10 protein-coding genes are annotated in these 12,730 nt (G+C 40.8%); 3 read left to right on the top strand and 7 right to left on the bottom strand.

The genetic code is table 11. The features are described 5' to 3' along the window. Positions 1-5: 5 nt before the first annotated feature. The 4 genes from QZ135_RS01390 to QZ135_RS01375 all read right to left on the bottom strand — a co-directional run bounded on the left by QZ135_RS01390 (position 6) and on the right by QZ135_RS01375 (position 5,128). Positions 6-2,213 (bottom strand): peptidase domain-containing ABC transporter, encoded by a 2,208-nt coding sequence (locus QZ135_RS01390; protein WP_294605228.1) that lies wholly within the window; start codon positions 2,211-2,213, stop codon positions 6-8. 15 nt (positions 2,214-2,228) lie between these two features. Then, positions 2,229-4,577 carry an outer membrane beta-barrel protein gene (locus QZ135_RS01385; RefSeq protein ID WP_294605224.1) on the bottom strand — a complete coding sequence of 783 codons (2,349 nt, stop codon included), beginning with the start codon at positions 4,575-4,577 and terminating at the stop codon, positions 2,229-2,231. 80 nt (positions 4,578-4,657) lie between these two features. Next, on the bottom strand, positions 4,658-4,831 hold the full coding sequence (locus tag QZ135_RS01380; RefSeq protein ID WP_294605221.1) for a hypothetical protein: 174 nt from the start codon (positions 4,829-4,831) through the stop codon (positions 4,658-4,660). A gap of 153 nt (positions 4,832-4,984) precedes the next feature. Further along, positions 4,985-5,128: a hypothetical protein gene (locus tag QZ135_RS01375; protein ID WP_294605217.1), complete on the bottom strand. Its 144-nt coding sequence runs from the start codon at positions 5,126-5,128 to the stop codon at positions 4,985-4,987. 125 nt (positions 5,129-5,253) lie between these two features. On the opposite strand from QZ135_RS01375, the gene QZ135_RS01370 reads away from it, so the two are divergent. After that, on the top strand, positions 5,254-6,639 hold the full coding sequence (locus tag QZ135_RS01370; RefSeq protein ID WP_294605215.1) for a HAMP domain-containing sensor histidine kinase: 1,386 nt from the start codon (positions 5,254-5,256) through the stop codon (positions 6,637-6,639). Positions 6,640-6,646: 7 nt separating this feature from the next. Beyond that, positions 6,647-7,315: a response regulator transcription factor gene (locus tag QZ135_RS01365; protein ID WP_294605213.1), complete on the top strand. Its 669-nt coding sequence runs from the start codon at positions 6,647-6,649 to the stop codon at positions 7,313-7,315. 593 nt (positions 7,316-7,908) lie between these two features. Here QZ135_RS01365 and rpsO read toward each other — a convergent pair. Next, positions 7,909-8,178 carry a 30S ribosomal protein S15 gene (rpsO, locus tag QZ135_RS01360; RefSeq protein ID WP_007661900.1) on the bottom strand — a complete coding sequence of 90 codons (270 nt, stop codon included), beginning with the start codon at positions 8,176-8,178 and terminating at the stop codon, positions 7,909-7,911. 157 nt (positions 8,179-8,335) lie between these two features. Here rpsO and typA point away from each other — a divergent pair, with 157 nt between their 5' ends. Continuing rightward, positions 8,336-10,135, top strand: a complete 1,800-nt coding sequence (gene typA / locus QZ135_RS01355) for a translational GTPase TypA (protein WP_294605208.1) — start codon at positions 8,336-8,338, stop codon at positions 10,133-10,135. A gap of 77 nt (positions 10,136-10,212) precedes the next feature. Here the strand turns inward: typA and QZ135_RS01350 are convergent, their stop codons facing one another. Together QZ135_RS01350 and pckA are read right to left on the bottom strand one after the other, a co-directional pair. Beyond that, a complete protein-coding gene (locus QZ135_RS01350; protein ID WP_294605205.1) occupies positions 10,213-10,860 on the bottom strand; it encodes a nitroreductase in 648 nt (215 codons plus the stop codon). Between the two features lie 142 nt (positions 10,861-11,002). After that, on the bottom strand, positions 11,003-12,610 hold the full coding sequence (pckA, locus tag QZ135_RS01345) for a phosphoenolpyruvate carboxykinase (ATP) (protein WP_294605201.1): 1,608 nt from the start codon (positions 12,608-12,610) through the stop codon (positions 11,003-11,005). Positions 12,611-12,730: the final 120 nt, after the last annotated feature.

Here is a 12,730-nt window from a genome sequence, read left to right as displayed (position 1 = left end):
TTGTTTTAATTGCCTAATTCAAGCTGGTTCTTCACTAAGTTGTAGTAGGCTCCACGTTTTTCTATCAATGAATTATGATTTCCTGTTTCTATGATTCTTCCTTTATCCAGTACAATAATCTGGTCGGCATGCTTCACTGTGCTGAGGCGATGCGCCACGACTATTACGGTTCTTCCTTGGTAGAAGTCGTACAGGTTTTCAACGATGACCCGTTCATTCTCTGCATCGAGTGCATTTGTGGCTTCATCCAGGAAGATGTATTCCGGATTTTTATAGATGGCCCTGGCTATCAGGATGCGTTGTTTCTGTCCTTGGCTTAGTCCTATGCCGTCTTGCCCTATCAACGTACTGTATCTTAAGGGCAAGCCCATGATGTAGCCTTTTATATTGGCAAGTTCAACGGCACGCAACAATCTGTTTCCGTCTATCTCTTCGTCATCTACCGCTATGTTCCGGGCAATGGATTCGGAGAAGATGATTCCGTCCTGCATCACTACGCCACATTGGCGACGCCACCATTTGAGGTTGGTGTCATTGATGTTTGTATCTCCTATTTTTATATCCCCGCTCAAAGCAGGATAGTAGCCTAATAACAACTTGATGAGTGTTGTTTTACCGCTTCCTGATGCTCCGACGATGGCTGTTGTTTTTCCTTGGGGGATTGTCAGATTTATGTTATCAATTGTTTTCTGCAGATTATGGGGGTCGTATTTGAAGTCAACGTTTTCAAATTTCAGGTCTCCGGTTTTATCCGCTAACGCAGTCAGTTGCCTGCCGTTGTTTTCTTCATTCTTCATTTCGTGGATTTCGTTGATGCGTTCCAGGCTTATCTTGACATCTTGCAGTGAATAGAGGAACTTCATCAACTGTTCTACGGGGCTGTTGAGTTGCCCGATGATGTATTGCACGGCAAGCATCATACCCAGTGTCATGCTTCCATGTATGACGGCTGTGGCGGCTACAACAGTAATAACAATGTTCTTCACTTCATTGATGAAGATGCTGCCCGCCTCTTGTGTTTGTTGCAGTTTCAGACTTTTCATCTGTACGCCGAAGAGGTCGGCCTGCACATCCTCCCATTCCCAGCGGCGGCGTTGTTCGCAGTCTTGCAGTTTTATTTCCTGCATGGAGGTGATGAACTGGTAGGTTTTGTTGTTATTTATGGCTTGTTTTTCAAATAATTCGTAGTCCAGCACTTTGCGGCGGCGGAGGAAAGTGGCAATCCAGACTCCATAAAGGATGCTGCCTAATAAAAAGACGGCAAAGATTATCGTGTTGTAGCATAGCAGTACGATACCGAAAATTACAAAACTCAGCAATGAGAACATCACGGAGAGCGTCTGCGTGGTGAGAAACTGTTCCACGCGTTTGTGGTCGCCCATGCGCTGCAAGAGGTCACCTATCAGTTTGGTGTCAAAAAAGGACATGGGGAGCTTTAGCAGTTTGATGAAGAAATCGCTCACCAGCGAGATATTGATGCGCATGCTGATGTGCAGCAATATCCAGCGGCGGATGAAATCGACTGTGGTGCGGCTGATGGTCAATACCAACTGTCCCAGCAGTATTAGCCAGATGAATTTGAGGTTCTGGTGGGTGATACCTACATCGACAATGGCTTGTGTGAGGAAAGGTAGGATGAGCTGTAGCAGACACCCTACTAATAGGCCAAGGATAATTTGTCCGAAGTATCGTTTGTATTGCCGGATGTAGCCGAAAAGGAAACTGAAAGAGCGTTTCCCTTCATGCTGTTCTCCTGCCATGCTGTACTCTTTGAATGCCGGTGTAGGATTCAAGAACATAGCTACACCTTTTTCTTCACCTTTGGATTGGGTGCTGAGCCAGTTGTCTTTGAATTCTTTCTCGGCATAGACTATCTTTCCTTTTCCGGGATCGGCGACATAGTATAAGGAACCTTTTCTCCGACTTTTTACTTTATAGAGTACGACGAAATGGTTTTGTTTCCAGTGTAGGATGCAAGGGAGTTGTACTTTTTGTAATTGCTCCGTCGTAGCACGTCCGCAAAGGGCTTGTAGTCCCAACTTCAATGCAGCTTGGCTGATACCGAGTAGGGAAACTCCTTCGTTGGTGGCAAAGCATAGTTCGGATAGTTGCGTGAAGGTATACTCTTTGCCATAGTATTTGCATACCATTTGCAGGCAGGTAATGCCACATTGCATGGAGTCATGCTGTATGGATAGAGGGAATTTAGACACTTTTTATGGGCTTTATCAGTTTACAATTCTATTGAGCTCTTCAGCATTAGCTTTATTCTTCTGGAACATGTTTCTGAAACTATTCAGATTATATTTGATAGAGATTGTAATGTTCCGGCTGTCCGGATCTAATATCTTTTGCGACCAGACGTGATTGATGTTAGTGGTTGAGTTGGGCAGAGCCTTGTGCAAAATATCATTGGCTGAAATGATTACCTGAAGTCTGTTATCCTTGAAGAATGTTTTCAATATTCCTAATGTAAGGTCGTAAGCGGGCTTCATTTGAGTACCGAGTGATTGATACTTTGAAGATACATTGAAATTGCAAAAGAGCATGGTTTGTTTACATACATCAAACTGATTGACTGTGGAAAGAGTGAAGCGGGGGTGGAGGTTGCTATCTTTCTTTCCCAGATATGGAAGTTTAGTCACATCGTACATTATAGCACCATTGTAGGAAAAACGATATATACCCCATTTGTCCGAATAGCTGGTTGTCAATAAATAATAGGAAGCGTTTATATTTACCGGACTATTTACAAGACTGCCTTCTACCTGTGGATTGGTCTGAAATACATACATTGAAAGATTCTTTTTGTAGGTATAACTTGCTTCAATGGAGAATTTGCGGTGTAGAATAAGGGCTAAATATGCGTTATGTGAATTCATCAACTTCAACTCAGGGTTTCCTTTCTCATATAGCATGGCATTGATGTAGCGGATGATTGGAGATAGTTGGCTGAAACTCGGGCGGCTACTTTTATTTTCATACCCTCCTGTTATAATAACATTGGGATTGATTGTGTATTCACAATCTATTGTCGGATATAAATTGAAATCTTTTTTGTTGTATAACTTTTCTCCGTCTTGGCTATAGTCGGAATTGATATATTCAGCACGAACTCCTGCTGATACATAAAATCTTTTGAACTGATGGTTGAGTGTGACATAACCGGCAAGCATGCCATCTTTCAATATTGTCTTGTTCTTGTAGAAGTAGCTTTCATTGATTGGATTATAGGATTCGGAGCTACCGGAATTGTGGGTATTGACAAATTTCCCGCCTACCTGTAATTCATAATCGGCAAATATATTTCTTTTATAGTCTGCTTTCAGGGTTGCTACCTTGTAGTCGTTGTTTCCGTCAATCCGGTTTAGTTGTGTCTTATCCGTATTTATCAAATTGCTAAGGTCATCTTTGGAATAAATATATCCACCAGTCAGTGAAAGGGATTCTCCTTCTGCCCCTTTGTGGACAAACATCGCTTCGATATTGTGTAACTGACTCTTGTTTTTTATATTTTGGTCAGTGGCATGGAGAATCGTTTCTTTATTCAATGATGTCTCTTCATCTGTATTTGCATGATTGCGATTATTGTCATAGTCCAATGAATATTGGATGTTAAGGTTGTTTTGAGTATTAAATTTATAGCTGGTACTCATAATTAAATTGTGGGTATCAGAATGTCCGGTAGCACGATTGTCCGAACTATTATTGCTAATCAAATTATTTGTAGAGGAGTCATAGAGTTCATATCTGTTTTTTGCTTTGTCTTTGGAGCGGTAATCCTTTATCTGGTAAGAAAGGAAATGTGACCATCTCCCATGCAGAATGTTGATATTAGCTCCTTCTCTGTCATTATATTTGCGGGCAAATGTTGAAGTATGGAAAAGTTGGGAAGACACATAGTCTTTAAGTTTACCGACTGTGGTGATAAGAATGACGCTGTTGTATTGTGAGCTGTATTCTGCAGAGGGGTGATTGTCTACGCTGACTTCTTTAATCTGGTCGGGCTGCAGGACTTCCAGTTCGGCGAGCGAGCGTACTTCACGACCATTCAGTATAATCAATGGAGAACCTTTCCCAATGACAGAAACACCGTTTTCTGATGATATTACGCCCGGAAGAAATGAAAGTACATCGAATATTGTTGCCTGCTTTTTTAGCTCTGACTTATTTACATTCAATATATATTTTCCCTTGTTTACCGATAGTGGGTTTTGCTTCGCTTTGATAATGATTTCATTCAATGTAATATTATCTTGCTTCAGCATTATGTCCTCTAAGTTTATACTCTCCTTCTCATGTACTTGCAGGTTCATTTGATGTGTTTGATATCCAACTGCAGAAACTTTAAGCCTGTAATTTCCTTGTCTAATGTCGCTGAAGTTGAACAGCCCGCTTTCATCACTTATCGTTCCGGCAATCAGGACAGAATCTTCCATTTGATATACTGCAATGTTTATGTATGACAAAACTTCTTGGTTTTCGTCTATAATTCTTCCTTTTAGTGATTGTGCACTTAGTGATTGAGCATTATATAAAAGGAATAAGAAAAGGGAAATAATATTGTATAATTTCATACTGTTGTATATTTTATAAACTAAAGTGTGCAGGGAGTTATAATTCTCCCTGCACTTTGTCTAAAATCTGTTGGGAGATTTTAGTCATTAGTAACAGTAGTCGTTGTAGTAGTGGTAGTCGTTGTAGACGTATTACCCTTACTGTCGGTTACTGTTGTTGTGGTGGTAGTGGTCGTTGTACTGACTTTTCCGCCTTTTACCAATGACATTTCGTCTTCTTTAAGAATTTCGATACCAGATACAAATTGTTCCATGATAATGAAAAATTAGTGATTTTTGTCTACTCGTAAGCTTTTCGACATTCACTCCTCATATTTTATACAGTTGAGGCCTGTACTATTTAGCCGGACTATCGCGATTCGTCCGAAAGAATAATCATTGATATGGGTGGATATAAGACCCGTTTATTAGTTATCTTCTTCTCCTAAACCGAAAGTACTGATATAAATCCACTCTCCATCAATATAAATCCACTTTCCGGTTGACTGTTCGCCACCTTTTATTTGTAACATTTCATTTTCTGATAACTTTTCTAATTCTATTGTTTTCATATTTGTTTTTTTTGATGTTGCAAAGTAAATGCCTTTTTCTCGGAGGGTTTATAACAAAAAAATAATCATTGTATAATAACTTTCGTATGCTTTGATTATATTTGCATCGAACTCTGTATTGAATAATGAAAAAATATTATTATATAACTATTGTTGCTGCATTGGCAATTGTTTGTTTACAAGCTGTTTACTTGAAAAACTTATATAACCGTTACTTTGATGAGTATATAATTAAGGTAAATGATGCTGTACATATAGCATTGGATAAGGAATTACATTTGCGTTCGCTAAAAGAAGAAGGGAAGTCTCCCAAAGCTCATCAGTATTTATATGCAAAACCAGTTTCGGATATGTTGCCGGAAGAAACTGACAGCTTAAGAAGGCGATCGATAGCTGGTGATACTATAAATGTTGATGTTGCGAGGGAAAATGGGATTGGAAAAACAACGGGGGAAATAATTTCCCAATTAAGGCAAGATATAGCACAAAAAAGAGGTTTCCCTTTAGAACTGCAAGTTTTAGATAGTATATTTGTCAATGCTTTGGAAGACTCTCCTTGTCATACAATCCTTTTATATGATAAGCATAAGCTCGTAATCGATTCTATTGGAAGCTTGAATAATGGAAAATCTAATTATGCTTCGGGGCTTTATCCGATAGGAACTAAAGGTTTACAATATTTGCAAGTGAAGGCAGATATCTTGATGGCCTCTTTTGTCAAACTACATATTTGGACGCTTGCTTTCTCTGCTTGTTTTATGCTGGTGGCATTGTTCTCTCTGATATACCAATTGGTAGTGATACGTCGCAAGGAGGAACTACTGCGTAAGCGTGAGGAAAGTATAAACGGTACGATACATGATTTGAAGGCTCCTTTGAATAGCGTTGTAGCTATGCTTAGTTGGCTTAAGATGAATGAGACAGACTTAAAGAAAAAGGGAAATATAGAAGTTAGTCAGTCGGGAATTAAACATCTGGTATATAATATCGAATCTATGCTGGTGGTGGCAAGAAGAGATCGGAAAAAAATTGTATTGAATAAAACGGAAATTGACGTTCTGGCCTTAGTTGAACGGGTAAAGAAGGAACTGGATATGCTTTACCGTGGAAAGTCTCACACTATTGAGATTGTTAATGAACTGCCGGAAGGTTTCCGTATATCGGCTGACGGAATGTACATAGAGAATGTAACCAGGAATCTGATAGAGAATTCTCTGAAATATTCTGATGAAGGAGTGGCGGTTGAGGTATCATTGTCAATTAAGGAAGGGGTGTTACAGGTTTCCGTAGAGGATAATGGCTGGGGTATTGCACCCTGCTATCAGAAAGATTTGTTCAAGCAGTTCTATCAGGTTCCCCGGAGCAAGGAGTGCGTTCAGAAAGGTTATGGTATAGGACTAACGCAGGCAAAATATATAATTAACGAACATGGAGGAAATATAAAGGTAAAGAGTGCTGAGAAGGAAGGCAGCATATTTACGTTTACTATTCCTTTGACCAAAATAAAATAACGTAACTATGGATAAAATTAAGGTGTTGTTTGTAGATGATGATGTGGCATTAGGAAATATAGTCACAATGGCTCTGGAGGATTCTGGATATGAGGTACATTATCAAACCTCTTTGACTGCTATTAAGCCTGTTATTCAGGAACTGACTCCTGATATTATTGTACTCGATGTGGAAATAGGGAATAAAAACGGGATTGATATTACTCCCGAATTAAAGATAATCGCACCGGAAATCCCAATTCTGTTTGTTTCTTCTCACATAGATGCCTCTGAGGTTGTCAGAGCATTGAATGCCGGTGGAGTGGCCTATCTGAAAAAGCCTTTTGAAATTGAAGAATTGATAGCTTATATAAGCAGGCATACGTCTACTTTCCATACAAAGCCTATGCAAGTCGGGAGGTTTACTTTGAACGCTGAAGATAATCTGTTGATGAAAGGAGAAGAAGTGGTAAGGAAACTTAGTGTTTTTGAGGGTAAACTATTGAAACTTCTGATGTTGAACATGGATAGGGCCGTAACCCGCGAACAGATAGAGCAGGAATTGTGGGAAGGCGGTTATGGTAATGAGCAAAGCCTGAATAATTACGTTGCTAAACTCCGCAAGTATTTATCGGAAGATGAATCGCTGGATCTAATCACTATTCCCAAAGTTGGGTATAAGCTTTCACAGAATTGATATTGCTGAATTTACCATTCTGACAAATTGTATTTTTTGTTGGCTGAGAATGTGTTATATTCGTCCGGCAACCCATAAATGCAGAAGCAAGCAACTAAAAAATGGCAAAGGGCAGATTGATAGTGCAATATCGAAATGATTACATTCTTTTTAGATTGAAATATACCCTGAAAAGTATACCGATAAGTCTAAGCCATGATACAAATAAGTGTGTTACCAGTAAGTAGTAACTCTTTTGACCGTAAGTAGTAACCTTTTCATCCGTAAGTAGTAACCCTTTTTTGCATAAACTGCCCGGAAATGCGGAAGAATATGCGGGGATAGGGTATTTCTATCCTTTATTTATTCATCAAATATCCTGGAATGCATTTTTATAAAAAGACGTGTGTTGTATTAATCGCTCATATTGTATGAATCTGAGATATACTGCTTTCATTACGGAATGCTCTTCTATAGAAGGCATAATTCGCGGTGAAAGTGACTTCTATAGTTTTTGTTTTCTATGTATTGATTAAGTATGTCGTATTTCTAAAAACAAAAAGGGAAGCTTTTTAATGGCTTCCCTTCTTAATGCTTTTGCTGCAAGTAACGGATTACTTACGCAGACCGAGCTCTTTAACGATGGCACGATATCTTGCGATGTCGCGATCCTTCAGGTAGTTCAGCAACGCACGGCGTTTTCCTACCAACATTGTCAAGGCTCTTTCAGTACTATAATCTTTTCTGTTGAGCTTCAGGTGCTCAGTCAGGTGGGAAATACGGTATGAAAACAAAGCTATCTGGGCCTCAGCTGAGCCAGTATCAGTGTTAGACTTTCCGTACTTGCCAAAGATCTCTTGCTTTTTAGCAGCGTCTAAATACATAACTTTTAATTAAATTGATATATAAATGTTCTTTTAAGAGGGTGCAAAGATAGGGATAAACTTTTATACTACAATGATATTCAATGAAATTTTTCTCTTGCTACACTCATATCTAATGCAAAATTCGTACCTTTGCAGCCAAATATATAGGTATTGTATGCAAAATATTAGAAACATTGCAATCATTGCCCATGTTGACCATGGGAAAACGACGCTTGTCGATAAGATGCTCTTGGCGGGAAATCTGTTCCGCAGCAACCAGAGCACAGGTGAATTAATGCTGGATAACAACGACTTGGAACGTGAACGAGGAATAACGATTCTCTCCAAAAACGTTTCTATCAATTACAAAGGAACTAAAATCAATATCATTGATACTCCGGGACACAGTGACTTCGGAGGTGAAGTGGAACGTGTATTGAACATGGCGGATGGATGTATCCTGTTGGTGGATGCTTTCGAAGGTCCGATGCCCCAGACACGTTTCGTGTTGCAAAAGGCTTTACAGATTGGTCTGAAACCTATCGTTGTAGTGAATAAGGTGGATAAGCCAAACTGCCGTCCGGAAGAAGTATATGAAATGGTGTTCGACCTGATGTTCAGTCTGGAGGCTACAGAAAATCAATTGGACTTCCCCGTTATTTATGGTTCTGCAAAGAACGGATGGATGAGTACGGATTGGAAGACGCCTACCGATAATATTTTCGCGCTACTGGATTGCATCGTCGATAATATTCCGGCTCCCACGCAGTTGGAAGGTACTCCGCAGATGTTGATTACTTCTTTGGATTATTCTTCTTATACCGGACGTATTGCCGTAGGCCGTGTGCATCGTGGTACACTTAAAGAGGGTATGAATGTATCTCTGGCAAAACGTGACGGTAGCATTGTTAAGTCGAAAATTAAAGAACTGCATACATTTGAAGGTCTGGGACGCGCAAAGACGTCTGAAGTTTCTTCAGGTGATATCTGTGCGTTGGTAGGCATCGAAGGATTTGAAATCGGAGATACGGTCTGCGATTATGAAAAGCCGGAAGCACTGGAGCCTATCGCTATAGATGAACCGACCATGAGTATGTTGTTTGCCATCAACGATTCTCCTTTCTTTGGTCGTGACGGTAAGTTTGTTACTTCACGCCATATCCACGACCGCTTGACGAAGGAATTGGATAAGAACCTTGCCTTGCGCGTGCGTAAGAGTGAAGAGGACGGGAAATGGATTGTTTCCGGTCGTGGTGTACTCCATCTTTCTGTATTGATTGAGACCATGCGTCGCGAAGGTTATGAACTTCAGGTTGGCCAGCCACAGGTTATCTTTAAGGAGATTGACGGTGTGAAATGTGAGCCGATTGAAGAATTGACCGTGAATGTTCCTGAAGAATATGCCAGCAAGATTATTGATATGGTAACCCGCCGTAAAGGTGAAATGGTGAAAATGGAAAGTGCAGGCGAACGTGTAAATCTGGAATTTAATATGCCTTCACGTGGTATCATCGGTTTGCGTACAAATGTACTGACCGCTTCTGCCGGTGAGGCTATCATGGCACACCGCTTTAAAGAATATCAGCCGCATAAGGGTGAAATCGAACGTCGTACCAATGGCTCCATGATTGCTATGGAGGCAGGAACGGCTTTTGCTTATGCCATTGATAAGTTACAGGATCGTGGCAAATTCTTCATTTTCCCGCAAGAAGATGTTTATGCCGGACAGGTAGTGGGTGAACATTCTCACGACAATGACTTGGTGATTAATGTAACGAAATCCAAGAAACTGACGAATATGCGTGCTTCCGGTTCGGATGATAAAGTTCGTCTGATTCCACCCGTGCAGTTCTCTTTGGAAGAGGCGCTGGAATATATCAAGGAGGATGAATATGTGGAAGTGACCCCGAAGGCGATGCGTATGCGTAAGGTTATCCTGGATGAGATAGAGCGTAAACGTGCAAATAAGAGCTAAAAATAGCTGATATATAAAGAAAAGGAGTACTCTGCTGTAATCGGTAGGGCACTCCTTTTTTAGTTTTATATTCTCTTTTAATCTATGAATTTAATCTTCTCTGCATTTCTCGGTTTAGCCGCCGGTGTTTCATCCGGATAACCGAATGCGATGCAATAGAGCAATTGATATCCTTCGGGAATATCCAGCTTCTTTAGATAGTCGGCTGCTTCCGGCGTTGATGTCATGAATCGTGTCGGTCCTCCTAAACAACAAGAACCTATGCCCATAGACCAGGCTGAGAGAATCATGTTTTCACCCAGCAAGCCGCAGTCTATTTGTGACATGTCATAAGACTTATCATTGGCAATGAATACCACCGTAGGGGCATTGCGGAACATGTTCTTGAAATTAGGATCTTCCGCAGCTTTGGGATTCTGTTTTTTATAAACTTCGGTTATCCCGTTGATGAATTCCGGATTATCCACTACGCGTATTTCCCACGACTGCTTGTTTTGCCCATTGGGGGCATTAATACCGCAGGTCAGAATAATCTGCATGGTGTCCCGGTTCACAGGCTGTGGTTTGTATTTACGGATACTGCGGCGTGACATCATGTTTTCAATTACCGCATTTTCTTTACTTTCATTTGCACTCGTGGCTTCATTCTCTTTCTGCACTTGCGCACCGCAACCACAGAACAACAACAGGCTGGCGCCTACTAACATCAATTTGATACTTTTCATATTGCTTCGCTTGATTATTGGTTTGGACAAAGCTACTAAAACTTTCGGATTATCAATGATATAGGTTTCTTAAAAAAAGAAAAGCGGCTCTTGATTGTCAAGAGCCGCTTTCGCGTATATATCTAAACTGTTGTTATGCAGATTAGAGCTTCGGACCAGCAGCAACCAGTGCTTTACCAGCTTCGTTACCAGTGAACTTAGCGAAGTTCTTGATGAAACGACCAGCCAGGTCTTTTGCTTTTTCTTCCCACTGACAAGCACATTCGTAAGTGTCGCGAGGATCAAGGATCTTCGGATCTACGTTAGGCAATTCAGTCGGAACAACGAAGTCGAAGAACGGAATAACCTTAGTCGGAGCCTTGTCGATAGAACCGTCAAGGATAGCATCGATAATACCACGGGTATCTTTGATAGAGATACGTTTGCCGCTACCGTTCCAACCTGTGTTAACCAAGTATGCTTTAGCACCAACTTTATTCATCTTCTTAACCAGTTCTTCTGCATATTTAGTCGGGTGCAGTGACAAGAAAGCAGCACCGAAGCAAGCAGAGAATGTCGGAGTCGTTTCAGTAATACCACGTTCTGTACCAGCCAATTTAGCTGTAAATCCAGACAGGAAGTAGTACTGAGCTTGTTCCGGGTTCAGGATAGATACCGGAGGCAATACACCGAAGGCATCAGCTGACAGGAAGATTACCTGGTGAGCGTGAGGACCTTTAGAAACCGGCTTAACGATATTGTTGATGTGATAGATAGGATAAGAAACGCGAGTGTTTTCTGTAACGCTCTTATCAGTGAAGTCAATCTTACCATCAGCAGCAACAGTTACGTTCTCTAACAGAGCGTCACGTTTGATAGCGTTGTAAATATCGGGCTCGCTGTCTTTATCCAGGTTGATAACCTTAGCGTAGCAACCACCTTCGTAGTTGAATACACCTTCGTCGTCCCATCCGTGTTCATCGTCACCGATCAACAGACGTTTCGGGTCGGTAGACAAAGTAGTCTTACCTGTACCGGACAGACCGAAGAAGATAGCAGAGTCAGTACCTTCCATGTTAGTGTTGGCAGAACAGTGCATAGAAGCGATACCACGCAACGGGTTCAGATAGTTCATGATAGAGAACATACCTTTTTTCATTTCACCGCCATACCAAGTATTCAGGATAACTTGTTCGTTAGTCTTCAGGTTGAATACAGTAGCTGTTTCAGAGTTCAGACCCAGTTCCTTGTAGTTGTCAACCTTAGCTTTAGAAGCGTTGAAAGATACGAAGTCAGGTTCACCGTAGTTAGCAAGTTCTTCAGCTGTCGGGCGGATGAACATGTTAGTTACGAAGTGAGCTTGCCATGCAACTTCCATGATGAAACGTACTTTCAAACGAGTAGCAGGGTTAGCACCGCAGAAAGTATCAACAACGAACAGACGTTTGCCGCTCAATTCTTTTACTGCCTTAGCTTTCAAGTCAGCCCATGCTTCTTCAGAGCAAGGTTTGTTGTCGTTTTTGTATTCGTCAGAAGTCCACCATACAGTGTTTTCGCTGGCTTCATTCTTAACGAAGAATTTATCTTTAGGAGAACGACCGGTATAAATACCTGTCATAACATTTACAGCACCCAGTTCAGTTACCTGACCTTTTTCAAAACCTTCCAAACTCGGTTTGGTTTCTTCTGCGAAAAGTACATCATAAGACGGGTTGTGGATGATTTCCTTCACGTCTTTGATACCGTACTTGCTTAAATCTAAATTTGCCATTTCTTTTAATGATTTAAAATTTGGTATTTGGTTTATTAATCTCTTGCTAATTTCTTTTTACCTTAGTCTTTTCAAGGGGAAATCAATGTGAATCAGGTTGTCTTCCAAACAGCCCCTTGT

It is taken from the genome of uncultured Bacteroides sp. (assembly GCF_905207245.1).
In the GTDB taxonomy this organism is placed as follows: domain Bacteria; phylum Bacteroidota; class Bacteroidia; order Bacteroidales; family Bacteroidaceae; genus Bacteroides.
Note: the sequence above shows the minus strand (reverse complement) of the source record. Positions and strands in the feature narration are given on the sequence as shown.

Excerpts from the sequence above, each read along its gene's own strand:
- QZ135_RS01350 (WP_294605205.1), bottom strand. The coding sequence starts at position 10,860 with ATGAAAAGTATCAAATTGATGTTAGTAGGCGCCAGCCTGTTGTTGTTC.
- QZ135_RS01370 (WP_294605215.1), top strand. The coding sequence starts at position 5,254 with ATGAAAAAATATTATTATATAACTATTGTTGCTGCATTGGCAATTGTT.
- QZ135_RS01375 (WP_294605217.1), bottom strand. The coding sequence starts at position 5,128 with ATGAAAACAATAGAATTAGAAAAGTTATCAGAAAATGAAATGTTACAA.
- typA (WP_294605208.1), top strand. The coding sequence starts at position 8,336 with ATGCAAAATATTAGAAACATTGCAATCATTGCCCATGTTGACCATGGG.
- pckA (WP_294605201.1), bottom strand. The coding sequence starts at position 12,610 with ATGGCAAATTTAGATTTAAGCAAGTACGGTATCAAAGACGTGAAGGAA.
- QZ135_RS01385 (WP_294605224.1), bottom strand. The coding sequence starts at position 4,577 with ATGAAATTATACAATATTATTTCCCTTTTCTTATTCCTTTTATATAAT.
- QZ135_RS01365 (WP_294605213.1), top strand. The coding sequence starts at position 6,647 with ATGGATAAAATTAAGGTGTTGTTTGTAGATGATGATGTGGCATTAGGA.
- rpsO (WP_007661900.1), bottom strand. The coding sequence starts at position 8,178 with ATGTATTTAGACGCTGCTAAAAAGCAAGAGATCTTTGGCAAGTACGGA.
- QZ135_RS01380 (WP_294605221.1), bottom strand. The coding sequence starts at position 4,831 with ATGGAACAATTTGTATCTGGTATCGAAATTCTTAAAGAAGACGAAATG.